At 72.8% G+C, this 22,786-nt stretch carries 22 protein-coding genes and 1 tRNA gene; 16 read left to right on the forward strand and 7 right to left on the reverse strand.

The window, feature by feature from the left end:
• Window positions 1–10 precede the first annotated feature (10 nt).
• Window positions 11–670, forward strand: coding sequence for a YceH family protein (locus EV684_RS14825; protein WP_132648065.1), 660 nt, complete (start codon window positions 11–13; stop codon window positions 668–670).
• Window positions 671–716: 46 nt separating this feature from the next.
• Window positions 717–1,139: an acyl-CoA thioesterase gene (locus EV684_RS14830; protein WP_132648066.1), complete on the forward strand. Its 423-nt coding sequence runs from the start codon at window positions 717–719 to the stop codon at window positions 1,137–1,139.
• 3 nt (window positions 1,140–1,142) lie between these two features.
• Here EV684_RS14830 and EV684_RS14835 read toward each other — a convergent pair whose 3' ends face one another.
• Complete coding sequence (locus tag EV684_RS14835) at window positions 1,143–1,817, reverse strand: glutathione S-transferase (RefSeq protein WP_132648067.1); 675 nt, start codon at window positions 1,815–1,817, stop codon at window positions 1,143–1,145.
• 16 nt (window positions 1,818–1,833) lie between these two features.
• A complete protein-coding gene (locus EV684_RS14840) occupies window positions 1,834–2,379 on the reverse strand; it encodes a PAS and helix-turn-helix domain-containing protein (protein WP_132648068.1) in 546 nt (181 codons plus the stop codon).
• A 111-nt stretch (window positions 2,380–2,490) separates the two neighbouring features.
• Between EV684_RS14840 and EV684_RS14845 the strand changes: the two genes are divergently transcribed.
• From EV684_RS14845 to EV684_RS14870, 6 genes are all read left to right on the forward strand, one after another.
• Window positions 2,491–3,195, forward strand: a complete 705-nt coding sequence (locus EV684_RS14845) for a CoA transferase subunit A (protein WP_132648069.1) — start codon at window positions 2,491–2,493, stop codon at window positions 3,193–3,195.
• 10 nt (window positions 3,196–3,205) lie between these two features.
• On the forward strand, window positions 3,206–3,847 hold the full coding sequence (locus tag EV684_RS14850) for a CoA transferase subunit B (protein ID WP_132648070.1): 642 nt from the start codon (window positions 3,206–3,208) through the stop codon (window positions 3,845–3,847).
• Window positions 3,848–3,968: 121 nt separating this feature from the next.
• Window positions 3,969–6,485: a phosphoenolpyruvate--protein phosphotransferase gene (gene ptsP, locus EV684_RS14855; protein WP_132648071.1), complete on the forward strand. Its 2,517-nt coding sequence runs from the start codon at window positions 3,969–3,971 to the stop codon at window positions 6,483–6,485.
• Window positions 6,482–7,453: a 1-phosphofructokinase family hexose kinase gene (locus EV684_RS14860; RefSeq protein ID WP_132648072.1), complete on the forward strand. Its 972-nt coding sequence runs from the start codon at window positions 6,482–6,484 to the stop codon at window positions 7,451–7,453. Before ptsP ends, EV684_RS14860 begins: the two co-directional genes overlap by 4 nt.
• Window positions 7,450–9,222: a fructose-specific PTS transporter subunit EIIC gene (locus tag EV684_RS14865; RefSeq protein WP_132648073.1), complete on the forward strand. Its 1,773-nt coding sequence runs from the start codon at window positions 7,450–7,452 to the stop codon at window positions 9,220–9,222. The genes EV684_RS14860 and EV684_RS14865 overlap by 4 nt, the downstream gene beginning before the upstream one ends.
• Window positions 9,219–10,442, forward strand: coding sequence for a lanthionine synthetase C family protein (locus tag EV684_RS14870; RefSeq protein WP_132648074.1), 1,224 nt, complete (start codon window positions 9,219–9,221; stop codon window positions 10,440–10,442). Before EV684_RS14865 ends, EV684_RS14870 begins: the two co-directional genes overlap by 4 nt.
• Before the next feature lies 1 nt (window position 10,443).
• Here the strand turns inward: EV684_RS14870 and EV684_RS14875 are convergent, their stop codons facing one another.
• Window positions 10,444–11,484, reverse strand: coding sequence for a quinone-dependent dihydroorotate dehydrogenase (locus EV684_RS14875; protein ID WP_132648075.1), 1,041 nt, complete (start codon window positions 11,482–11,484; stop codon window positions 10,444–10,446).
• 56 nt (window positions 11,485–11,540) lie between these two features.
• On the opposite strand from EV684_RS14875, the gene rpiA reads away from it, so the two are divergent.
• Window positions 11,541–12,203, forward strand: a complete 663-nt coding sequence (gene rpiA, locus EV684_RS14880; RefSeq protein ID WP_132648076.1) for a ribose-5-phosphate isomerase RpiA — start codon at window positions 11,541–11,543, stop codon at window positions 12,201–12,203.
• A 117-nt stretch (window positions 12,204–12,320) separates the two neighbouring features.
• The gene (locus EV684_RS14885; RefSeq protein WP_132648077.1) at window positions 12,321–12,509 is read left to right on the forward strand and encodes a hypothetical protein; all 189 of its coding nucleotides are present in this window, start codon (window positions 12,321–12,323) and stop codon (window positions 12,507–12,509) included.
• On the opposite strand, the gene mnmC is transcribed toward EV684_RS14885, so the two are convergent.
• From mnmC to earP, 4 genes are all read right to left on the reverse strand, one after another.
• Window positions 12,510–14,432, reverse strand: a complete 1,923-nt coding sequence (gene mnmC / locus EV684_RS14890; RefSeq protein WP_132648078.1) for an FAD-dependent 5-carboxymethylaminomethyl-2-thiouridine(34) oxidoreductase MnmC — start codon at window positions 14,430–14,432, stop codon at window positions 12,510–12,512.
• A complete protein-coding gene (locus tag EV684_RS14895; RefSeq protein WP_132648079.1) occupies window positions 14,429–15,358 on the reverse strand; it encodes a heme-dependent oxidative N-demethylase subunit alpha family protein in 930 nt (309 codons plus the stop codon). Before EV684_RS14895 ends, mnmC begins: the two co-directional genes overlap by 4 nt.
• 68 nt (window positions 15,359–15,426) lie before the next feature.
• The gene (efp, locus tag EV684_RS14900) at window positions 15,427–15,981 is read right to left on the reverse strand and encodes an elongation factor P (RefSeq protein WP_132648080.1); all 555 of its coding nucleotides are present in this window, start codon (window positions 15,979–15,981) and stop codon (window positions 15,427–15,429) included.
• A gap of 123 nt (window positions 15,982–16,104) precedes the next feature.
• A complete protein-coding gene (gene earP, locus EV684_RS14905) occupies window positions 16,105–17,124 on the reverse strand; it encodes an elongation factor P maturation arginine rhamnosyltransferase EarP (protein ID WP_132648081.1) in 1,020 nt (339 codons plus the stop codon).
• 35 nt (window positions 17,125–17,159) lie between these two features.
• Here earP and uvrC point away from each other — a divergent pair, with 35 nt between their 5' ends.
• The 6 genes from uvrC to EV684_RS14935 all read left to right on the forward strand — a co-directional run bounded on the left by uvrC (window position 17,160) and on the right by EV684_RS14935 (window position 22,766).
• Window positions 17,160–19,187 carry an excinuclease ABC subunit UvrC gene (gene uvrC / locus EV684_RS14910; protein WP_200222304.1) on the forward strand — a complete coding sequence of 676 codons (2,028 nt, stop codon included), beginning with the start codon at window positions 17,160–17,162 and terminating at the stop codon, window positions 19,185–19,187.
• Entirely contained in the window at window positions 19,174–19,641 is a 468-nt protein-coding gene (locus tag EV684_RS14915; protein WP_132648082.1) for a hypothetical protein, read from the forward strand. The genes uvrC and EV684_RS14915 overlap by 14 nt, the downstream gene beginning before the upstream one ends.
• Before the next feature lie 44 nt (window positions 19,642–19,685).
• Complete coding sequence (gene pgsA, locus EV684_RS14920) at window positions 19,686–20,249, forward strand: CDP-diacylglycerol--glycerol-3-phosphate 3-phosphatidyltransferase (protein ID WP_132648083.1); 564 nt, start codon at window positions 19,686–19,688, stop codon at window positions 20,247–20,249.
• A gap of 42 nt (window positions 20,250–20,291) precedes the next feature.
• On the forward strand, window positions 20,292–20,648 hold the full coding sequence (locus tag EV684_RS14925) for an HU family DNA-binding protein (RefSeq protein WP_259375557.1): 357 nt from the start codon (window positions 20,292–20,294) through the stop codon (window positions 20,646–20,648).
• Window positions 20,649–20,656: 8 nt separating this feature from the next.
• Window positions 20,657–20,732, forward strand: a tRNA-Val gene (locus tag EV684_RS14930).
• Between the two features lie 126 nt (window positions 20,733–20,858).
• Entirely contained in the window at window positions 20,859–22,766 is a 1,908-nt protein-coding gene (locus tag EV684_RS14935; protein ID WP_132648084.1) for a SurA N-terminal domain-containing protein, read from the forward strand.
• Window positions 22,767–22,786 lie beyond the last annotated feature (20 nt).

Raw genomic sequence — 22,786 nt, forward strand, 5'->3', positions numbered from 1 at the left:
GGCGTGCAGCATGCGTGACCTGACCCCGCTCGAAGCGCGTGTGCTCGGCGTGCTCGTCGAGAAGCAGCACACCGTGCCCGACACCTACCCGCTGTCGCTGAACGCGCTGGTGGCCGGCTGCAACCAGAAGACCGCGCGCCAGCCGGTGATGGAGGCCGCCGACGCCGACGTGCTGGCGGCGCTGGAGGGGCTGAAGTCGCTGGCTCTCGTCAACGAGGTCAGCGGCAGCCGCGTCGTGCGTTTCGATCACAACGCCGCGCGTGGCCTGGGTGTGCCGGGCGCGGCCGTGGCGCTGCTGGCGGTGCTGATGCTGCGCGGCCCGCAGACCGCGGCCGAGCTGCGCCTGAACTGCGAGCGCCTGCACCGCTTCGCCGACATCTCCTCGGTCGAAGGCTTCCTGGAGGAACTGGCCGAGAAGCAGCCGCCCAAGGTCGTCAAGCTGGCGCGTGCGCCCGGCGAACGCGAGTCGCGCTGGGCGCAGCTGCTGTGCGGCGAGGTCGTGCAGCCGGTCTACGCGGCCGGCGCCGCCGCGCTGCCGGCCGACGCCGTGTCGGCCGGCGAGCTGTCCGCGCTGAAGGCCGAGCAGGCCCGGCTGGCGGCCGAGGTCGCCACGCTGCGTGCGCTGGTCGAGCGGCTGGCGCGCGAGCTGGGCGTTTCGGCCACCGATTGATCCCCGCGCCCGGCCGCGGGCGGGCCGGGCCACGCTGGAGCACCCCATGCGTTTCACCCTGCCCGAACACAAGACCCTGACCCACGAGACGGTGATCCCGATCCGCTGGGGCGACATGGACGCGATGGGCCATGTCAACAACACCGTCTACTTCCGCTACCTGGAGATCGCGCGGCTCGAGTGGCTGTACCGCATCGGCGGCCCGGCGCATCCGAGCCACGGCAGCGGCCCGGTGATCGTCAACGCGTTCTGCAACTTCGTGCGCCAGCTCGAGTTCCCCGGCGAGGTGCTGGCGCGCCACTACATCGCCAACCCCGGGCGCACGAGCTTCGAGACCTACGTCGTGATGGAACGCGTCGGCGAACCCGGCGTGGTCTACGCCGAGGGCGGCGCGAAGACGGTGTGGACCGACTACGCGGCGAAGAAGGCGGTGTCGCTGCCCGAGTCGGTCCGGGCGCTGTTCGGCTGAGCCTCAGCCGATGATCGAATACGGCCCGCCACGCTCCAGCGCGCGGCCGTAGGCGGCGCGTGCGTGCACGCGCTTGAGCCAGTCCTGCAGCTTCGGGTAGCGGGTGTCCAGCCCGGCGCGCGCGGCGGCGGCTTCGAGCGGGAAGCTCATCATCACGTCGGCGGCGCTGAAGGCCTCGCCGGCGAACCAGGGGCGGGCGCTCAGTTCGGCTTCCATGAAGGCCAGCTGCGCGGCGATGTTCGGCGCGATGAAGCTGCCCGTCACCTTGTCGGCGATGCCCTTGACGACGGGCTTGATGAAGAACGGCACCGGCGCGCTGCGCACGCGGTCGAACACGAGCTTCATCAGCAGCGGCGGCATCGCGCTGCCTTCGGCGAAGTGCAGCCAGTAGCTGAAGCGCCGGCGGGCCTCGGTGCCCGGCGGCGGGCGCAGCCGGCCGTCGGCGTCGTAGGTGTCGAGCAGGTACTCGACGATGGCGCCGGTCTCGGCCACCGTCACCGCGCCGTCGACGATCACCGGCGACTTGCCCAGCGGGTGCACACGCTTGAGTTCAGGCGGCGCGAGCATCGTTTCGCGGTCGCGCTCGTAGCGCTTCACTTCGTAAGCCAGGCCCAGTTCCTCGAGCAGCCACAGCACACGCTGCGAGCGCGAGTTCTCCAGGTGGTGGACGACGATCATGCGGTGTTCTCCAGGTTCAGCCGTTGAGGAGCTTGTTGACCAGTTCGGGCGTCGTCGCCGCGCCCGTCTTGCGCATCAGCCGTGCGCGGTAGACGTCGACCGTGCGCGGGCTGATCGCCAGCTTGCGGCCGATTTCCTTGCTCGTGTGGCCCTCGATGACCAGGGCCGCGATCTCGCGCTCGCGTGGCGTGAAGTCGACCTTCAGCACGCGCCGCGCCGACAGGTCCTCGAAGGACCAGATGCCCGCCGCGTGCGGCGTGCGCGTGTCCAGCGCGTGGCCCGAGACGTGGCACCAGAAGAGCTCGCCGCCGGCGCGCTTCATGATGCGGTCGTCGGCGTAGCGGCCCTGGGCGTCGAGCATCTCGACGATGCGCTCGCCGGTGCGTTCGTACTCGGCCGCGGTGGGGTACAGCACCTCGAAGGACCGGCCGACGATCTGCTCGCGCACGGCGCCGAAGATCGCCAGCATCTCGGCATTGCAGTCGATCATCACGCGCTCGCGGCTGATCACCAGGCCGATCGGCGCCAGTTCGAACGCGCTGCGGTAGTCCAGCGTCTGCATCGCCGAAGGCGGGTCCTGTGGGGGCTGCTCCGTAGTCAATTCTACGTAACGACTACTTAACCCCTTACGTAGTACGCTGCGCCGGTTTTCCCGAGCGCGAGAGGCGTCCCGATGAAGAAGCTCTATCCGAGCGCGCAGGCCGCGCTCGCCGGCATCGTGCGCGACGGCCAGCTGATGGCCGTCGGCGGTTTCGGCCTGTGCGGCATCCCCGAGGCGCTGATCGCCGCGCTGCGCGACAGCGGTGTCAAGGAGCTGACCGTCGTCTCCAACAACGCCGGCGTCGACGGCTTCGGCCTCGGCCAGCTGCTGGAGACGCGCCAGATCCGCAAGATGGTCTCCAGCTACGTCGGCGAGAACAAGGAGTTCGAGCGCCAGTTCCTGGCCGGCGAGCTGGAGCTGGAGTTCACGCCGCAGGGCACGCTGGCCGAGAAGCTGCGGGCCGGCGGCGCCGGCATCCCGGCGTTCTTCACGCGCACCGGCGTCGGCACGCTGGTCGCCGAAGGCAAGGAGACACGCGAGTTCGACGGCAAGCTCTACGTGATGGAGCGCGCCATCGTGCCCGACGTCTCGCTCGCCAAGGCCTGGAAGGCCGACGAGAGCGGCAACCTCGTGTTCCGGCGCACGGCGCGCAACTTCAACCCGGCAGTCATCATGGCCGGGCGCGTCAGCGTCGTCGAAGTCGAGGAGATCGTGCCGGTGGGCACGTTCGACCCGGACGAGGTGCACCTGCCCGGCATCTACGTGCACCGCCTGGTGCACAACCCGCAGCCGGAGAAGCGCATCGAGAAGCGCACGATCCGCGAGAAGACCGCCTGAAGGAGTGAGCATGGCCTGGACCCACGACGAGATGGCGGCGCGTGCCGCCAAGGAACTGCAGGACGGCTTCTACGTCAACCTCGGCATCGGCCTGCCGACGCTGGTGGCCAACTTCGTGCCGCCGGACATCGAGGTCTGGCTGCAGAGCGAGAACGGCATGCTGGGCATCGGCCCGTTCCCGACCGAGGACGAAGTCGACGCCGACCTGATCAACGCCGGCAAGCAGACGGTGACGACGATCGCCGGCTCCAGCATCTTCGGCAGCCACGACAGCTTCGCGATGATCCGCGGCGGCAAGATCAACCTGTCGATCCTGGGCGCGATGCAGGTCAGCGCCAAGGGCGACCTGGCCAACTGGATGATCCCCGGCAAGATGGTCAAGGGCATGGGCGGCGCGATGGACCTCGTGGCCGGCGTGCGCAGCGTCGTCGTGCTGATGGAGCACGTCGCGAAGAAGAAGGACGGCTCGGGCTTCGAGCTGAAGATCCTGCCGCAGTGCACGCTGCCGCTGACCGGCGTCGGCGTCGTCGACCGCATCATCACCGACCTCGCGGTGCTCGACGTCACGCCGCACGGGCTGAAGGTCGTCGAGATGGCGCCCGGCGTCACGCGCGACGAGCTGCAGGCCAAGACCGGCGTGCCGCTGCAATAGCGTTTAGCGTGTTTCGGGCTGCCGTGCGCGGCCCGCGCGCGACGACCATCCGGGATGGTCGGAACTCGCCGGCCACGGCGGCCTGCGCTACCGTCGCAGGACAAAACGACGGAGCCACGACGTGTCCACCTTCCCCGCAAGCGGCCTGCTGCCGCGAGAACTGGTCCGCCTGGACGCGCGCGTGGCCGACAAGGCCGACGCCATCCGCCAGGCCACCGGCCTGCTGACCGCCGCCGGCTGCGTGCGCCCGGCCTTCGAAGCCAGCATGCTGCGCCGCGAGGCCGCCGCCGACACCTTCCTCGGCAAGGGCATCGCCATCCCGCACGGCATGGTCGACGAGCGCGAGCTGATCCAGCGCGACGGCATCGCCGTGCTGCAGGTGCGCGACGGCGTCGAATGGAATGCCGGCCAGCGCGCCCACTTGATCGTCGCGATCGCCGCGCGCTCCGACGCCCACATCGGCATCCTGCGCCGCCTGACGCGGCTGATGGCCGACGACGAACGTGTCGCGGCGCTGGCGCGCACCGACGACGCGGACGCGCTGATCCGCGCGCTGGCCGGCGTCGAGATCGCGCCCGACGAAGCCGACGCCCCGGCCGAGGACTTCGCGCGCCGTTTCGACTGGGTCGTCGACTACCCCAGCGGCCTGCATGCGCGCCCGGCCACCGAATGGGCCGAGACCGCACGCCGCTTCGCCGCCCGGGTGCGGGTGCGCCACGGCGCCGAAGCCGCCGACGCGCGCAACCTGATCGCGCTGCTGCAGCTGGGCCTGCGCTGCGGCGACACCGTCACCGTCTCGGCCGACGGCCCCGACGCCGCCGACGCGCTGGCCACGCTGCGCATCGTGCTCGCGGGCCTGAGCACCCGCGAGAAGGCCGACGCCGAGAAGGCCGAGCGCAAGCGCCGCGCCGCCGCCGGCGCCTGGCAGCCGCCGGGCACGCCCGAGGCCGTCACCGGCGTCGGCGCATCGCCGGGGCTGGCGATCGGCAGGCTGCACCGGCTGCACGCCGGGCCGATGGTCGTGCCCGACGAGCCGGTCGACCTGGTCGAGGCCGCCGACCGACTGCACGGCGCGCTCGCCCGCGCCCGCGACGAGCTGCGTGCCGTCGCCGACGACACCAGCCGCCGCCTGGGCGCCGCCGACGCGGCGATCTTCCGCGCCCAGGCCGAACTGCTGAACGACCCGGCGCTGATCACGCTGGCTTCGCAGCACCTGGTCGAAGGCCACGGCGTCGCCTGGGCCTGGCACGCGGCCGTCGAGGAGACCGCCGGCCGCCTGGCCTCGCTGGGCAACGCCGTGCTCGCCGGCCGCGCCACCGACCTGCGCGACGTCGGCCACCGCGTGCTGGCGCAGATCGACCCGGCGCTGGCGCGCCCGGCCGCCGCCGAGGTGCCGGCCGGCAGCATCCTCGTCGCCGAGGACCTGACGCCCAGCGACACCGCCGGGCTGGACGCCGAACGTGTCGTCGGCCTCGTCACCGCCCAGGGCGGGCCGACCTCGCACACCGCGATCCTGGCGCGCACGCTGGGGCTGCCGGCGGTGGTCGGCGCCGGGGCCGCGCTGGCAGCGCTGGAAGCCGGCGCGCCGGCCATCGTCGACGGCAGCGGCGGCCGGCTGTTCCTGGCGCCGTCGGACGCCGATCTGGCCTCGGCGCGTGCCTGGATCGCCGCCGAGGAGGCGCGCCGCGCCCAGGCCGCCGAGGCGCGTGCGCTGCCGGCACGCACGCGCGACGGCCACACGGTCTCGATCGGCGCCAACATCAACCTCGCCGACCAGGCCGCGTTCGCGATCGCCCAGGGCGCCGAAGGCGTGGGCCTGATGCGCACCGAGTTCCTGTTCCTCGAACGCGGCGAGACGCCGTCCGAGGAAGACCAGTACCAGGCCTACAAGGCGATGGCCGACGCGCTGCAGGGTCGGCCGCTGGTCATCCGCGCGCTGGACATCGGCGGCGACAAGCAGGTCGCGCACCTGGAGCTGCCGCGCGAGGAGAACCCCTTCCTCGGCGTGCGCGGCGCGCGCCTGCTGCTGCGCCGGCCCGAGCTGCTGGTGCCGCAGATCCGCGCGCTGTACCGCGCCGGCCGCGACGGCGCGCCGATCTCGGTGATGTTCCCGATGATCACCTCGGCCGCCGAGCTGCTGGCGCTGCGCGAGACCTGCGAGCGCATCCGCGAGGAGCTGCAGGCGCCCAAGCTGCCGCTGGGCATCATGATCGAGGTGCCCTCGGCGGCGCTGCTGGCCGCCGACCTGGCGCAGCACGCCGACTTCTTCTCCATCGGCACCAACGACCTGACGCAGTACACGCTGGCCATCGACCGCCAGAACCCGGTGCTGGCACCCGAGGCCGACAGCCTGCACCCGGCGGTGCTGCGGCTGATCGGGCTGACGGTGCAGGGCGCGCACCTGCACGGCCGCTGGGTCGGCGTCTGCGGCGGCCTGGCGGGCGACCCGCACGGCGCCGCGCTGCTCGCCGGCCTGGGCGTCGACGAGCTGTCGATGACGCCGCGCGACATCCCGGCGGTCAAGGAGCGGCTGCGTGCCGCCGAGCTGCCGGCGCTGCAGGCGCTGGCGCGCCAGGCGCTGGCCGCGCCCGACGCTGCCGCGGTGCGCGCGCTGGCCGACGGCGGGGAGGGCGCATGACGATCCGCTGCGTCAGCTTCAACCCGGCGATCGACCAGACGGTGACGCTGGAGCGCCTGGTGCCGGGCGAGGTCGTGCGCGCGCTCGCCGTGCGCCACGACGCCGGCGGCAAGGGCGTCAACGTCGCCTCCTGCCTGGCCGACGCGGGCCAGGCGGTCGAGCTGCACGGGCTGCTGGGCCGCGACAACGCGGCGATCTTCGAGCAGCTCTTCGCCGCCAAAGGCATCGCCGACCGGCTGCAGCGTGTGGCCGGCGCGACGCGCACCAACGTCAAGCTGCTGGAGACCGGCGGCCGCACCACCGACGTCAACCTGCCGGGGTTCACGGCTGGCGAGGCCGATGCCGAGGTGGTGTTCGCCGGGCTGGCCCAGGTCGGCGCTGGCGAGCTGGTCGTGATCTCCGGCAGCCAGCCGGCTGGCCTGGCGGCCGACACCAGCGCGCGCCTGGCCGCGGCGCTGGCCGGGCGCGGCGCGCGCGTCGTCGCCGACCTCAGCGGCGCGGCGCTGGACGCCGTGCTCGCCTTGCCGCCCGGCGCGCTGCCCTACGCCGTCAAGCCCAACCGCGCCGAGCTCGAAGCCTGGGCCGGGCGGCGCTTCGACGAACGCACGGCGCTGGTCGACGCGGCGCGCGCGCTGGTCGCGCGCGGCATCGCGCTGGTCGTCGTCTCGCTGGGCACCGAAGGCGCGGCCTTCGTCAGCGCCGAGGGCGCGCTGCAGGCGGCGCCGCCGCGGCTGGCCACCGGCAGCACGGTGGGCGCCGGCGACGCGATGGTCGCCGGCATCGCCTCGGCGCTGGCCGACGGCCTGGCGCTGGAGGCGCTGGCGCGCCGCGCGACGGCTTTTGCCGCCGGCAAGCTGGGCCGCGAAGGCGCGCATTTGCCGCCGGCCGCCGAACTGGAAGCCCTGGCCGCCGCGGTGCGGCCGCAGCCGCTGGACGTCTGGGCCGCGGCCCCCGGGAGCAGAACATGAGCCACATCGTTGCCGTCGTCGGTGCCGGGGACCGCGGCACCCACGCCTACCTCGTGCGCGAGGCCTTGCGGCGCGCGGCGCGCGAAGCCGGGCGCACGATCGCCGTCGAGCTGCACACCGAGGACGGTGTGATCGACCCCCTGGACGCCGCCGCGCTGCGCGAGGCGCATGCCTTGCTGCTGGTCGGCGACCTGCGGCCCGACGCGCGTTTCGACGGCCTGTCGCCGTACACCGCGACGCTGGCCGAGGTGCTGCACGACGCGCGTGCGGTGCTGGTGCTGGCCGGGGCCGCGGCGGCGACGCCGGCCGGTGCGGCCAGCGCGCCGCGGCCCGCCGCGCCGGCGCCCGCGGCACCGGCTTCGTCGTCTTCTGCAGCGCCGCTGAAGATCGTCGCCGTCACGTCCTGCCCGACCGGCATCGCGCACACCTTCATGGCCGCCGAAGGGCTGCAGGAAGGCGCCAAGGCGCTGGGTCACCAGATCCGCGTCGAGACCCAGGGCTCGGTCGGCTCGCAGGACGCGCTGACGCCGGCCGAGATTGCCGCAGCCGACCTGGTGCTGATCGCCGCCGACCGCCAGGTCGAGCTCTCGCGATTCGCCGGCAAGCGCCTGTTCCAGTCGCCGACCAAACCGGCGATCGGCGACGGCGCCGGGCTGATCAAGCGCGCGCTGGCCGAGGCGCGTGTGCACGGCGGCGAGGCCGCGCCGGAGGCGTCGGCGTCGGCCGCCGCCCCGGCCGCGCGCACCGGCGTCTACAAGCACCTGATGACCGGCGTGTCCTTCATGCTGCCCTTCGTCGTCGCCGGCGGGCTGCTGATCGCGATCGCCTTCGCGCTCGGCGGCATCTACGTCTACGACGACGCGCACCAGGGCACGCTGGGCTGGACGCTGTTCCAGATCGGCGCCAAGGGTGCGTTCACGCTGATGGTGCCGGCGCTGGCCGGCTACATCGCCTACTCGATCGCCGACCGGCCGGGCATCGCGCCGGGCATGACCGGCGGCGTCATCGCCGGGGCGATCGGCGCCGGTTTCCTCGGTGGCATCGTCGCCGGCTTCATCGCCGGCTACGGCGTGCTGTGGCTGAACAAGGCGATCAAGCTGCCGCGCACGCTGGAGGGGCTCAAGCCCGTGCTGATCCTGCCGCTGCTGGGCACGGCGGCGACCGGGCTCCTGATGTACTACGTCGTCGGCGCCCCGGCGGCGACGCTGCTGGCGGCGCTGACCACCTGGCTGCAAGGCATGCAGGGCGCGTCGGCCGTGGTGCTCGGGCTGATCCTGGGCGGCATGATGGCGGTGGACATGGGCGGGCCGATCAACAAGGCGGCCTACGTCTTCGGCACGACGCTGATCGCGGCCAACGTCACCGAGCCGATGGCCGCGGTGATGTGCGCCGGCATGACGCCGCCGCTGGCGCTGGCCGTGGCCTGCAAGCTGCTGCCTTCGCGTTTCACCGCCGAGGAGCGCGAGGCCGGCAACGCCGCCTTCGTGCTCGGGCTGGCTTTCGTCACCGAAGGCGCGATCCCGTTCGCGGCGCGCGACCCGCTGCGTGTGATCCCTTCGCTGATCGCCGGCTCGGCGGTCGCCGGCGCGATCTGCCTGGCGATGGGCGTGCAGCTCAAGGTGCCGCACGGCGGCGTCTTCGTGCTGCCGATCCCGAACGCGGTGACGCACCTGGGCGCCTTCGTCGTCGCGCTGGTGGTCGGCACCGCGGTTTCGGTGGCGGCGCTGGCCGTCGCCAAGCGCCGCGTCACTGCGCCGGCGGCAGCGTGAGCGTCGCCATCCTCGACCCTTCGCGCCACGAGCCGCTGGCGGCGGCCTGGTCGGAGGCTGCCGCGCGCCAGTCGCTGGCGCGCATCGTCTCCTCGGCGCTGGACGAAGCCGACGCGCTCGGCTGGCCCGCCCACCCGCTGGACGACCCGGAGTCGCCCGACGACCACCGCCACGCGCTCTACCACGGTGCCGCCGGCGTGCTGTGGACGCTGCGCCGGCTGGTGCAGGACGGCGCCATCGCCGACTCGCCGAAGCGCCGGGCTCTGGAAGACCGCCTGCTCGACGGCCTCGTCGAACGCAACGCCGCGGCGCGCAAGCCCGACGAACGCGGCTCGTTCTGGCTCGGCGACACCGGGCTGGAACTGCTGGCCTGGCAGGTGCGCAAAGACGCCGCGACGCTGGACCGGCTGGAGGCGCTGCTGACGGCGCAGCTCGACCACCCGTCGCTGGAGTCGCTGTGGAGCTTCCCGGGCAGCGCGCTGGCCGCGGTGCACCTGGCCGAGCAGGACGGCGGCGCACGCTGGCGCTCGCTGGCCGAAGCCGCCGTCGCCCGGCTGCTGGCGACCCGCATCGCCGACCCCGAGACCGGTACGCCGGTCTGGGAACAGGATCTCTACGGCCGCCGCGTGCGCTGGCTGGGCGCCGGCCACGGGCTGGCCGGCAACGTCTACCTGGCGCTGCGTGCGCGCCGTCTGGTGCCCGAGACCGCGGTCGCGTCGCTGCTGGATGGTGCGTACACGACGCTGGCCGCGACCGCGCTGCGTGGCGAAGGCGCGCAGGCCGGCGCCTGGAACTGGCACCCGATGATCGACGCCGCGCGTGTCGCCGGCCGGCTGCCGCTGCTGCAGGACTGCCACGGTTCGCCCGGCATCCTGGCCCGGCTGGCCGAGGCGCCGCGCACGCCCGAGTGGGACGAGCTGCTGCTCGCCGCCGGCGAAGCGGTCTGGCTCGCCGGCCCGCTGAGCAAGGGCCCGAGCCTGTGCCATGGCACGGCCGGCAACGCGCTCGCGCTGCTGCGCCTGGCCGAACGCAGCGGCGACGATCGCTGGCGCGAGCGTGGCCTGGCGATGCTGGCGCACGCCGCGGCGCAGGTGGAAGCGGCACGCGAGCAGCACGGCCGCGGCCGGCCGTCCTTGTGGACCGGCGACCTGGGCGTCGCCTGGGGGTTGGCCGAGGCGCTGGCCGGGCGCGCCCGGCTGCCGCTGCTCGACGTGTTCTGAATCAGCGCCGCGCCAGCGCGCGTGCGGCTTCGCCGACCAGCGCGGAGCCGCGGTAGATCAGCCCGGTGTAGATCTGCACCAGGTCGGCGCCGGCGTCGAGCTTGGCGCGTGCGTCCTCGGCGTTCATCACGCCGCCGACACCGATGATCGGGAAACCCGCGCCCAGCGCCGCGCGCAGGCGGCGGATGACGCGGTTGCTGGCTTCGGCCACCGGCCGGCCCGACAGGCCGCCGGTTTCTTCGGCGTGGCGCAGGCCCTGCACGGCCTCGCGCGAGATCGTCGTGTTGGTGGCGATGACGCCGTCCAGCCCGTGCCGTCGCAGCGTCGCGGCGACGACGTCGACCTGGGCCTCGTCGAGGTCGGGCGCGATCTTCACGAACATCGGCACGCGCCGGCCCAGCGTCCTGGCGAGTTCGTCGCGGCGCGCGGCGAGTGCGCCCAGCAGCGCGTCCAGCGCCTCGTCGCTCTGCAGCGCGCGCAGGTTCTTGGTGTTCGGGCTGGAGATGTTGACGGCCACGTAGTCGGCGTGCGGCGCCACGCCGTCCAGGCCGATCAGGTAGTCGTCGACGGCGCGCTCGATCGGCGTCGCGGCGTTCTTGCCGATGTTCAGGCCCAGGATGCCGCCGGCGGCGCGGAAGGACTTGGCGCGCTGCACGTTGGCGACGAAAGCCGCCAGGCCGTCGTTGTTGAAGCCCATGCGGTTGATCAGCGCCTCGGCCTCGGGCAGGCGGAACATGCGCGGCTTCGGGTTGCCCGGCTGCGGCCTGGGCGTGACGGTGCCGACCTCGATGAAGCCGAAGCCCATCGCGCCCAGCGCGTCGATGCAGCGGCCGTTCTTGTCCAGCCCGGCGGCCAGGCCGATGCGGTTGGGGAAACGCAGGCCGGCGACGGTGACCGGGTCGTCGACACGCGTCTCGCTCCAGGCGCAGCGCAGCGGCGTGTCCTGCAGCCGGGCCAGGCTGGAGATCGTCAGGTCGTGGGCGGCTTCGGGGTCGAGGCCGAAGAGGAAGCGGCGGGCCAGGCCGTAGGGCAGCAGGGACATGGGCGGCGATTGTCGCAAACGGTGTCGCGCCCGGCCGGCGCGGATAATCGGTGCCCATGACACAGGACGAACTCAAGGCCCTGGTCGCCCAAGCGGCGATCGAGCATGTCGTCCCGGGCGCGCTGGTCGGCGTGGGCACGGGATCGACGGTCAACCACTTCATCGACGCGCTGGCGAAGATCAAGGACCGCATCGCCGGCGCGGTGTCGAGTTCGGTGCAGAGCACCGACCGGCTGCGCCGCCACGGCATCCCGGTGGTCGACGCGGCGGCGCTGGACAAGCCGCTGCCGGTCTACGTCGACGGCGCCGACGAAATCGACCACCACGGCTACATGATCAAGGGCGGCGGCGCGGCGCTGACGCGCGAGAAGATCGTCGCCGACCTGGCCGAACGTTTCGTCTGCATCGCCGACGAGAGCAAGCTGGTCGACACGCTGGGGCGCTTCCCGCTGCCGGTCGAGGTGATCACGATGGCCGCGCCGCAGATCGCGCGCCGCTTCGAGGCCATGGGCGCCACCGCGACGCTGCGCCTGGGCGTGACGACCGACAACGGCCACCCGATCCTCGACGTGCGTGGCCTGCGGATTGCCGACCCGCTGGCGCTGGAGACCGAGATCAACCAGTGGCCGGGCGTCGTGACGGTGGGCATCTTCGCGCGCCACAAGGCCGGCCTGTGCCTGCTGGGCACCGCCGGCGGCGTGCGCACGCTGCGTTTCTGACGCCTCTTCCCGGGAGTGGCCGGGCGCCGAGCTTGGCCCTTCTCAAACCCGCGCCATTGCAGTCCCCGCGCCCGGTGCGCGGCTCCATAATGGCGCCCCCTGATCAAAGGACCGCCCGTGGCCAAACCGAATTACGCCTTCGAAAAGCGCCAGCGAGAACTCGCGAAGAAGCGCAAGAAGGAGGACAAGGCCTCGCGCAAGGCCAGTCCCTCGCAGCACGACGATGCGCCGGAGGGCCAGGCCCAGGCCGGCGAAGGCGCGGCCGAGAATCCACCGCCGGCCGGCAACACCCCGCGCGAAGGCTGATCAGCCGCCCCGGCGCCTGGCGGCGCGGGCCGCGAAGCGCGCCGGATCGACGGCGTCCACCAGATCCTGCTCCAGCGGCGACGGCGCTCCGGTGGCCATCGCCGCCACCAGCCGGCCGGCCAGCGGCGCCAGCGTGAGCCCGCGGCTGCCGAGCGCGGTGCAGGCGAACAGCCCCTCGTGCCGCGGCCAGCGCCGCGGCTGCTCGGCGCGGTGCGCCGGCACTGCGGCCGGCAGCGCGCCGATGATCGGCATCTTGTCCTCCGCCAGCAGGCGCCAGCCGACCCGCCCGGGCCAGGCTCGTGCGTCGGGCGGTGGCTGCAGCCCGGTCATGCGCTTCAGCTTGGCGAGGTTCTCGGCGTGGTCGGCCTCGCGCCGCGCCGGGTCTTCGTCGCCGGCCTGGCTGCTGGCGCCGAACACGACGCCGCCGTCGGGCCCGGGCAGTGCGTAGCCGCCGCCGGCCACCGGCAGCACCAGCGGCGAACGCGGGCCCGTCCAGGCGCTGACCTGGCCACGCACCCGCTGCAGCGGCCAGGCGCAGGCCTCGGGCATCCAGGATGCGGCCAGGCGCAGCGCGTCGCTGGCGTTGGCCAGCACGACGATCGCGGTGTCGGCCAGCGGGCGGCCGGCCGCGTCGAGCAGGCGCCAGCGCTCGCCGGCGCGTTCCAGCCGTGCCACCTCGGTGCCGCCGACGAAAGCCACGCCCGGCGTCGCGATCCAGTGCGCCGCCAGCGCGGCCGGCGAACACCAGCCGGCGCCCGGATAGAACCAGGCGGGCGACGGCAGCGTCAGGCCGGCGAGTGCCGACGCGGTGTCGGTCTCCAGCACCCGCACCCAGTCGGCCGGCAGCCCGGCGCGCGCGGCGAGCGCGTGCATCGCCTCCACCGGGCCGGCGTCCAGGCGTAGCAGGCCGCGTGTCGAGCCGGGCACGAGACCGGCGTCGAACAGCGGTGCGTAAGTTCGTGCCGCCAGCAAGGCCCCGGCGCGCAGCAGCCGCGCGTGCGGGCCGTCGTCGGCGTGCACGGTGCCGTGGAAGATGCCGGCCGGGTTGCCCGAGGTCTCGGCGCCGGGCGCGGCCTGGCGTTCGAAGACCGTCACCGCCAGCCCTTCGGTGGCCAGGGCCTGAGCGACCGCGGCGCCGGCCAGCCCGGCACCGATGACGACCGCGTCGCGCGCCAACGGCAGCGCCGCGGCGTCGCGCGGTGGCGGCGGCGGCAGGTAACGCGGCGCGTAGCGGGCGACGCTGATCTCGCGTTTGCCGCCGATGCCGGCGCGGCGTTCGAGCTCGAAGCCGGCCGCCGTCAGCCCGTCGCGCACCGCACGGGCGACGCTCCAGGTCGCCGCCGTCGTGCCCGGCGCCGACAGGCGCGCCAGCGCCTGGAACACCGTCTGCGACCACATCGCGGCGTTGCGGCCGGGCGCAAAACCGTCGAGGTAGATCGCGTCGGCCACGAGGCGCAGCTCGGGCAGCAGCGCGGCGGCGTCGCCGTAGCCCAGCAGCAGGCGCACGCGGCCGGCGTCGAAGTCGATGACGTGCAGGCCGGGGGTGCACGGCGGCCAGGCGGCGCGCAGTTCGGCGGCGAGTTCCGGCCGCGGCGAGCCGCGCAGCGCACGCGCCAGGTCGGCGCGTGCCGGCGGGTGGCGCTCGACGCTGGCGAAGACCAGCTGCGTGCAGCGCGCCGGGTCGTCGCGCCAGGCGGCCCAGGTGGCGAGGAAGTTGTTGCCCAGGCCGAAGCCGGTCTCGGCGATGACGAAACGCCGCTGCCCGGCCCAGCGCCCGGGCAGGCCGTTGCCGGCCAGGAAGACGTGCTGCGCCTGCTCGAAGGCGCCGACCTGGGCGTGGTAGACGTCGCCGAAGTCCGGCGCATGCGGCCGGCCGTCGGCGTCGAACTCGATGCGTGCCGGGACGACGGGTTCGGTCTTCATGCGTGTCGGGACAGCCAGGCCAGCAAGGGCTCGCGCACGCCGGCCAGGCCGCGGTAGGCCAGCACCGCCGGGCTCATCGAGGCGATCGCCGCGTGCAGCCGCGCGGCACGGCCGGGTTCGGCCAGCGCCTCGGCCAGCGGCTGCAGCTGGACCTCGATCGTGAACACCGCCTGGCACCGGCCCGGCACCGGCAGGAAGGTCTGGCGCTCGGTGCGCCACCCGGCGCGTTCGACCGGCGTGTGGCGCCAGGCGTCGGGCGCGACGCGGCGCGGATGGGCGTTCAGCCGCGGGTGCGGCGTGACGTTCCAGACGAAACGTTCGCGCGCGCCGCCGTCGGTGACGAGCCGCGTCAGGCCTTCGGCGGCCTGGACGATGAGGCGGTTGTCGGCCACCGGCGCGTGCACGGCGGCGAAGCCGCGGCCGATCTTCTCCTCGGGCGCCCAGTGCGAGGGCAGGGCGACGGCCAGCCAGGGCAGGCTGGCGTCGTCGCCGTCGACGATCGCGAAGTCCTCGGCGAAAGCCAGCGACAGCAGCCCGGCGCGGCGCCACGGCGGCGGCAGCAGCTTCAGGCAGTGTTCGATCGCTTCGCCGGGGCCGACACGTCCGTCGTCGACGCGTTCGACGTGCTCGCCGTGCACCGCGACGCCGAATCGCCGCGCCGTGGCAAGTTGGCCGTCCCAGGCGAAGGCTTCGGGGTGTTCGGCGGCGGCATGGACACACAGCGCGTCCAGTGCCGGGCCGGCGTCGAAACCCGGGCGCCGCAGCAGCGCGTCACTGGCGAAGCCCGAAAGAACGGCCAGCTTCTCGCACTGGTGGCGCGAGCCGGCGGCCAGCGGCGTCAGATGCCGGGCGCCGGGCGCCAGGCGGCGCAGCCCGGGCTGCATGCGAAACGGCGCCGAGACCGCCGCGTCGAAGTCGAAGGCCATGCGTCGATGATGCCCCAGCAACGACAAAGGGCACCTCGCGGTGCCCTCGGTTCAGCAGCGCAGACGCGTCAGACGCGCTTGCGGTACTCGTGGGTGCGGGTGTCGATCTCGACCTTGTCGCCGTTCTCGACGAACAGCGGCACCGCGATCTCGAAGCCCGTGCCGACGATCTTGGCCGGCTTCATGACCTTGCCCGAGGTGTCGCCCTTGACGGCCGGCTCGGTGCTGATCTCGCGCACGACGGTGGTCGGCAGTTCGACCGAGATCGCCTTGCCGTCGTAGAAGACGACTTCCACCGGCATGTTGTCCTCGAGATAGCTGATGGCGTCACCCATGTTCTCGGCCTCGACCTCGAACTGGTTGTAGTCCGGGTCCATGAACACGTACATCGGATCGGCGAAGTACGTGTACGTGCACTCCTTCTTGTCCAGGATGATCTGGTCCATCTTGTCGTCGGCCTTGAAGACGACTTCGGCCCCGCCGCCGTTGAGCAGGTTCTTCATCTTCATGCGGACCGTGGCGGCACCGCGGCCACCGCGGCTGTATTCGGTCTTCAGCACGACCATCGGGTCCTTGCCCTGCATGATGACGTTGCCGGCGCGGATTTCCTGAGCGAGTTTCATGGCGTCGAGCGGGGCGTGCCCCCGCAGCTGGTTGATCCCCGGCGAGCGCTGCCGGGCAGCCGCTCCATCACCGGTGTAGAACTGGGCGAGCCCGACGGGCCCGTTTGCGCAAAGCCCTTGATTCTAGCATTCGGGGCCGGTCTTGCCTTGTGCGAACTGCCACAGAGCGCCGGTCAGATCAAGTCGCGACGCTTGTCCGTCGCGAAATGCGGCCATCGCGGCGCGCCAACGGCCGGCTTCGGGCAGCGGCGCCCAGGGCGCCAGACCGTTCCAGCCGCGCCAGAACGCGGCCAGCCCGGGCACCGGCGGCAGGCGCGCCAGCAAGGCGTCCAGCTTGTCGGCGTGCACGCCGTCGTGCTGCGGATAGATGTGCCAGACGAAGGGCCGCCCGGCCCAGACGGCACGTACCAGCGAGTCCTCGCCGCGCACGAAGTTGAGGTCCGAGGCGCGCAGCAGGTGGTCGAACTCGGGCTGCGGCAGATGCGGCAGCGCGGCGCTGCGCACGCCCGGCGGCGTGGCCGTCACCAGGCGCTGCGCGTGGCCGGGTGTCAGCAGCAGCAGCGTCGGCTCGGCGGCCAGCGCCTCCAGCAGCGCCGGCACCGCCGGGTTGTCGTAGCAGAACAGCGTGACGACCCGTTCGCCGTCGCGCCGCGCCAGGCCCAAGGCCGCGAGCCAGGCGTCGCCGTCGAACGCGGCGTGTTCGGCCAGCAGCCCGGGCTCGCGCAGCAGCCCGCCGGTGGCGGTGCTGAAGCCGGGGTGGAAGAACCACTTGCCGAGCCCCGAACGGTGCGGCGAGCGCAGCCCGTGCACACGTTCGACCCAGGGTTCGGCGCTCAGGTACTCGAGGTTGATCCACACCGGCGCCGGCGTGCGCGCCGCCATGCGTTCGACGAAGGCCGGCGGCGGGTCGCAGGCGAAGGCTTCGACGACGACGTCGCCGGGCTCGCCCGCGGCGTCGAAGGCGCCGACCTCGACGCCCTCGGCGCCGTCGGGCGCCATCCAGGCCAGCGCGCTGGCGTCGTCGATCCACAGCCGCACGCGTGCGCCGCGTGCCGCCAGATCGCGCGCCAGGCGCCAGCAGACGCCGACGTCGCCCCAGTTGTCGATGACGCGGCAGAACAGGTCCCAGGTCCAGGCTCGCATCGGGCGGATTATCGGCAGCCGCGACAATAGGGCCCGTGATCCCCGAGCCCGAGTCCCCCGCCGTCCCTCACGCCGCGTCGGCCGCTGCGCCCGACGCGCCCCGCGAGCGCCTGCTGGCCGAAGTCGCCGCGCTGCCCGGCCTGCCCGGCGTCTACCGCTATTTCGACGCAGCCGGCGGCGTGCTCTACGTCGGCAAGGCGCGCAACCTGAAGAAGCGCGTCTCCAGCTACTTCCACAAGGACCACGGCGGCACGCGCATCGGCGCGATGGTCGCGCGCATCGCGCGGCTGGAGACGACGGTCGTGCGCACCGAGGCCGAGGCGCTGCTGCTCGAGAACAACCTGATCAAGACGTTGAACCCGAAGTTCAACATCCTGTTCCGGGACGACAAGAGCTACCCGTACCTGAAGATCACCGGGACGCGCCCCGCCGACGGGGCCGGGGCCCTGTCGGCTTCCAGTTGCGCGCGGGTCGCCTACTTCCGCGGCGCCGTCGACCGCAAGCACCGCTACTTCGGGCCCTACCCGAACGCCTGGGCCGTCAAGGAGACGATCCAGCTGATCCAGAAGGTCTTTCGCCTGCGCACCTGCGAGGACACGGTCTACGCCAACCGCTCGCGGCCCTGCCTGCTCTACCAGATCCAGCGCTGCTCGGGCCCCTGCGTCGGGCTGGTGTCGCCGCAGGACTACGCGCGCGACGTGCACGACGCCGAACGTTTCCTGCTTGGCGAGCAGCAGGAGGTCGTCGCCGACCTGCAGGCGCAGATGATGAGTCATGCCGAGGCCTACGAGTACGAGAAGGCGGCCGCCGTGCGCGACCGCATCGGCTCGCTGTCGCGCGTGCTGCACCAGCAGGCGATGGAGGCCAGCAGCCTGTCGGCCGGCGACAAGGACGTCGACATCCTCGCCGTGCGCGTGGCCGGCGGCCGCGCCTGCGTCAACCTGGCGATGGTGCGCGGCAGCCGCCACCTCGGCGACCGCGCCTACTTCCCGACCCACGTCGACGACGGCGCTGCGCTCAGCGCTGCCGAAGCCGACGAACGTGCCGGCGCGCCCAGCCCCGAGACCGCGGTGCTCGAGGCCTTCATCGCCCAGCACTACCTCGGCCAGGCGGTGCCGCCGCAGCTCGTCACCAGCCATCCGGTGGACCCGGAACTGATCGAGACGCTGGCCGAGGCCGCCGGCGTGCGCGTGCGCGCCACGCAGCAGCCGCGCGAGCAGAAGCGCATCTGGCTGGAACTCGCCGAGAAGGGCGCCGAACTCGCCCTGGCGCGGCTGCTGGCCGAGGAGGGCTCGCAGCGCGAACGCACGCGGGCCCTGGTCGAGGCGCTGGAGATCGACGTCGAGCCCGATGCACTGCGCATCGAGTGTTTCGACATCAGCCACACCGCCGGCGAGGCGACGCAGGCCTCCTGCGTGGTCTACGAGGCGCACGCGATGCAGAGCGCGCAGTACCGGCGCTTCAACATCGAGGGCGTGACCGGCGGCGACGACTACGCGGCGATGCGCCAGGTGCTGACGCGGCGCTATTCCCGGCTGGCCGAGGCGCGCCGCCAGGACGCCCAGGACGGCGCCGCCGAAGAGGCCGCCGCGCCGGCGAAGAAGGGTGCGGCGCGCCTGCCCGACCTGGTGCTGGTCGACGGCGGCCGCGGCCAGGTCTCGATGGCGCGCGAGGTCTTCACCGAGCTCGGCCTGCCGCTGGCCATCATCGTCGGCGTCGAGAAGGGCGAAGGCCGCAAGGTCGGCCTGGAGGAACTCGTCTTCGCCGACGGGCGCGAGAAGGTGTACCTGGGCCACGACTCGGCGGCGCTGATGCTCGTGGCGCAGATCCGCGACGAGGCCCACCGCTTCGCGATCACCGGCATGCGGGCCCGCCGCGCCAGCGTGCGCACCGGCGGCAGCAAGCTCGAGGACATTCCCGGCGTCGGGCCGCGCAAGCGCTCGCGCCTGTTGCAACGTTTCGGGGGCGTGCGCGGCGTGGCCGCGGCCAGCGTCGAGGACCTGGCCTCGGTCGACGGCATCTCGCACGACCTCGCGGAGGAGATCTACCGTGCGCTTCACTGAATCCCGCGGCTGGCTGGCCGCAACCCTCGCCGCGGTGCTGGCCGGCTGTGCGTCCAAGCCGTCGCCGACGCTGCAGCCGGTGCCGCCCAGCGCGGCGAAACCCGCCGGCAAGATGCCGCTGCCGGCAGCGCGCAGCTGGGAGGAGTACCAGCGCCGCGCGGCCGAACGCCTGGTCGCGGCGAACCCGGAGCGCAGCTACCTGGGCCCGGTGCCCGAGCCGCTGCTCGCCATCCCGGTGCTCGACATCGAACTCGAACGGGACGGCCGCGTGCGCGAGATCCGCGTGCGCCGCGTGCCTTCGCAGGCCAAGGACACGACGCAGCTGGCGATCGACGCGGTGCGCCGCGCCGCGCCCTTCGGCGACGTCTCGCAACTGCCCCGGCCCTGGACCTTCACCGAGGTCTTCCTGTTCGACGACGAGCGGCGTTTCAAGCCCCGCACGCTGGACGACTGATCCGCCCTCGAACCCGCCTTCGCCGCCTCCGGTACGATCGCCCGATGTTCTTCACGGTCCCCACGCTGCTGACCTGGGCGCGCATCGCCGCGATCCCGCTGATCATCGGCGTGTATTACCTGCCGCTCGAATGGGGCACGCGCAACCTCGCGGCCACCGTGATGTTCGTGTTCTTCGCCGCCACCGACTGGCTCGACGGCTTCCTGGCGCGCAAGCTCAACCAGACCTCGGCCTTCGGCGCCTTCCTCGACCCGGTGGCCGACAAGTTCCTGGTCTGCGCCTCGCTGCTGATCCTGGTGCACCTGGGCCGTGCCGACGTCTTCGTCGCGCTGATCATCATCGGCCGCGAGATCGCGATCTCGGCGCTGCGCGAGTGGATGGCGCAGATCGGCGCGTCGCGCAGCGTGGCCGTGCACATGCTGGGCAAGCTCAAGACCACGGCGCAGATGGTGGCCATCCCGTTCCTGCTCTACGACGGCCGCGTCTTCGGCCTGGACACGCGCGTCTGGGGGACCTGGCTGATGTGGATCGCCGCGGTGCTGACGGTCTGGTCGATGGTCTACTACCTGCAGCGCGCGATCCCCGAGATCCGTGCCAAGGTGCGCTGAAGACCGCGCCGCGCGTCGGCGCTTGGACGGCGCCCCGCGCGCCTGAACCATAATCCGCGGCCTTGCTGCCCGCCCGTCCCACGAGGCCGGGCCGGCGACCCGAACGAAACACACGAGGAAAACGACGTGAACAAGACGGACCTGATCGCCCACATCGCCCAGCAGGCGGACCTGTCCAAGGCCTCGGCCACGCGCGCTCTCGAAGCCGCGCTCGAAGGCGTGCAGACCGCGCTGAAGAACGGCGACAGCGTCGCGATCGCCGGCTTCGGCACCTTCGAGGTCTCCGAGCGCGCCGCGCGCACCGGCCGCAACCCGCGCACCGGCGAGGCCATCGAGGTCAAGGCCGCCAAGGTTCCGAAGTTCCGTCCGGGCAAGGCCCTGAAGGACCTGCTCGGCTGAATCCAGCCGGGTGCTTAGCTCAGTCGGTAGAGCGGCGCCCTTACAAGGCGTAGGTCGGCGGTTCGAACCCGTCAGCACCCACCAAGCACAGGCAGCGGCGCGGCATAGAATGCCGCGCCGACCGCCCACCCGGAAGGCGAACCGCGGTTCGCCTTCTTTCGCTTCAGGGCCCCGTCTTTCGCCGTCACGGCCCTCCCATCCCAAACAACGATGTTCGATTTCGTCCGCAACCACTCGCGCCTGGTGCTGGGCATCATGGTGCTGCTGATCTTCCCGTCGTTCGTCTTCTTCGGGATCCAGGGCTACACCGGCTTCTCCGAGGGCGGGGCGGTGACGGTGGCCAAGGTCGACGGGCAGTCGATCTCGCGCGCCGAATGGGACGCCGCGCATCAGGACAACGTCGAGCGGATGCGCCGCCAGCGCCCGGATGTCGACGTCAGGCTGCTCGAGACGCCCGAGATGAAGCGCGAGACGCTGGACGGCCTGGTGCGCGACCGCGTGCTGATCGCCACCGCACGCCAGTACCACCTCGTGCCCGACGACGCGCGCCTGCAGCGCCTGTTCGTCAGCGACCCTCAGTTCGCCGGCCTGCGCAACCCCGACGGCAGCGTCAACCGCGACATCCTGGCCGCGCAGGGCATGAGCGTCGAGGCCTTCGAGCAGCAGCTGCGCCAGGAGTTCGGCATGCAGCAGGTGCTGGGCGCGGTCGCCCAGTCCTCGTTCACGCCGCCGGCCGTCGGCGCCACCTCGCTGGACGCGCTGCTGCAGCGCCGCGCGGTGCAGATCCAGCGTTTCGACGCCAACGCCTTCCGTGCCCAGGCAACGCCTGCGGACGCCGACCTGCAGGCCTATTACGAGGCGCACTCGGCCGAGTTCCGCGCGCCCGAGCAGGCGCAGATCGAGTACGTCGTGCTCGACCTGGCCACGCTGGCCCGTGACGTTGCGGTGCCCGAGGAAGACCTGCGCCGCTACTACGAGGAGAACGCGAGCCGCTACACGCAGGCCGAGGAGCGCCGCGCGAGCCACATCCTGGTGCGGGTCGATCCGTCGGCGCCGGCCGACGAGAAGAAGGCCGCCAAGGCGCGCGCCGAGCAGCTGCTGGCCGAGGTGCGCCGTTCGCCGAACTCGTTCGCCGAGGTGGCGCGCAAGAACTCGCAGGACCCGGGCTCCGCCTCGCGCGGCGGCGACCTGGACTTCTTCGGCCGCGGCATGATGGCCAAGCCCTTCGAGGACGCGGTCTACGCGATGAAGCCGGGCGAGATCAGCAACGTCATCGAGACCGACTTCGGCTACCACGTCATCACGCTGACGGGCCTGCGCGGCGGGCAGAAGAAGTCCTTCGAGTCGGTGCGGGCCGAGGTCGAGCAGGAGGTCCGCCGCTCGCTGGCGCAGAAGCGCTATGCCGAGGCGGCCGAGACCTTCACGAACACCGTCTACGAGCAGTCCGACAGCCTGAAGCCGGTGATCGACAAGCTGAAGCTGCAGAAGCAGACCGCCACCGTGCTGCGCCAGCCCGCGCCGGGCGCCAGCGGCGCGCTGGGCTCGGCCAAGCTGCTCGAAGCGGTGTTCGCAGACGACGCGGTGCGCAACAAGCGCAACACCGACGCCGTCGAGATCGGCCCGAACCAGCTCGCGTCGGCGCGCATCGTCGAGTATTCGCCGGCGCGCACGCTGCCGCTGGCCGAGGTGCGCGAGCGCGTGCGCGAAGCCGTCGTGGTGCAGAAGGCGGCCGCGCTGGCCAAGGCCGAGGGCGCCAAGCGCCTGGAAGCGCTGAAGAAGACGCCGAACGAGGCGCTGCCGATCTCGCTGACGGTCTCGCGTGCCCAGCCGCAGGGCCTGCCGCGCCCGATCATGGAGGCCGTGCTGCGCGCCGACCCGAAGCAGCTGCCGGCGGTCGTCGGCGTCGATCTCGGCAGCCAGGGTTACGCCGTCGTGCGCGTGACCCAGGTGCTGGCGCGCGAGGCGGAGCCGTCGACCGACGCGATGCTGCAGCAGCAACTCGCCCAGACCTGGGCCACCGCCGAGGCGATGGCCTACCTGGACGCGCTGAAGCGCCGCACCAAGGCCGAGATCAAGCAAGCTGCGGTCGAGGCTGCGAGCAAGTCGACTACGCCTTGAAGCCGGCGCTTTCGCGCTAT

The organism is Rubrivivax gelatinosus, assembly GCF_004340905.1.
Lineage (GTDB): Bacteria > Pseudomonadota > Gammaproteobacteria > Burkholderiales > Burkholderiaceae_C > Rubrivivax > Rubrivivax gelatinosus.

Excerpts from the sequence above, each read along its gene's own strand:
- pgsA (WP_132648083.1), top strand. The coding sequence starts at position 19,686 with ATGTTCTTCACGGTCCCCACGCTGCTGACCTGGGCGCGCATCGCCGCG.
- efp (WP_132648080.1), bottom strand. The coding sequence starts at position 15,981 with ATGAAACTCGCTCAGGAAATCCGCGCCGGCAACGTCATCATGCAGGGC.
- EV684_RS14830 (WP_132648066.1), top strand. The coding sequence starts at position 717 with ATGCGTTTCACCCTGCCCGAACACAAGACCCTGACCCACGAGACGGTG.
- earP (WP_132648081.1), bottom strand. The coding sequence starts at position 17,124 with ATGCGAGCCTGGACCTGGGACCTGTTCTGCCGCGTCATCGACAACTGG.
- EV684_RS14825 (WP_132648065.1), top strand. The coding sequence starts at position 11 with ATGCGTGACCTGACCCCGCTCGAAGCGCGTGTGCTCGGCGTGCTCGTC.
- EV684_RS14875 (WP_132648075.1), bottom strand. The coding sequence starts at position 11,484 with ATGTCCCTGCTGCCCTACGGCCTGGCCCGCCGCTTCCTCTTCGGCCTC.
- EV684_RS14865 (WP_132648073.1), top strand. The coding sequence starts at position 7,450 with ATGAGCCACATCGTTGCCGTCGTCGGTGCCGGGGACCGCGGCACCCAC.
- EV684_RS14840 (WP_132648068.1), bottom strand. The coding sequence starts at position 2,379 with ATGCAGACGCTGGACTACCGCAGCGCGTTCGAACTGGCGCCGATCGGC.
- EV684_RS14895 (WP_132648079.1), bottom strand. The coding sequence starts at position 15,358 with ATGGCCTTCGACTTCGACGCGGCGGTCTCGGCGCCGTTTCGCATGCAG.
- mnmC (WP_132648078.1), bottom strand. The coding sequence starts at position 14,432 with ATGAAGACCGAACCCGTCGTCCCGGCACGCATCGAGTTCGACGCCGAC.
- EV684_RS14850 (WP_132648070.1), top strand. The coding sequence starts at position 3,206 with ATGGCCTGGACCCACGACGAGATGGCGGCGCGTGCCGCCAAGGAACTG.
- EV684_RS14860 (WP_132648072.1), top strand. The coding sequence starts at position 6,482 with ATGACGATCCGCTGCGTCAGCTTCAACCCGGCGATCGACCAGACGGTG.
- EV684_RS14845 (WP_132648069.1), top strand. The coding sequence starts at position 2,491 with ATGAAGAAGCTCTATCCGAGCGCGCAGGCCGCGCTCGCCGGCATCGTG.
- EV684_RS14835 (WP_132648067.1), bottom strand. The coding sequence starts at position 1,817 with ATGATCGTCGTCCACCACCTGGAGAACTCGCGCTCGCAGCGTGTGCTG.
- rpiA (WP_132648076.1), top strand. The coding sequence starts at position 11,541 with ATGACACAGGACGAACTCAAGGCCCTGGTCGCCCAAGCGGCGATCGAG.
- EV684_RS14935 (WP_132648084.1), top strand. The coding sequence starts at position 20,859 with ATGTTCGATTTCGTCCGCAACCACTCGCGCCTGGTGCTGGGCATCATG.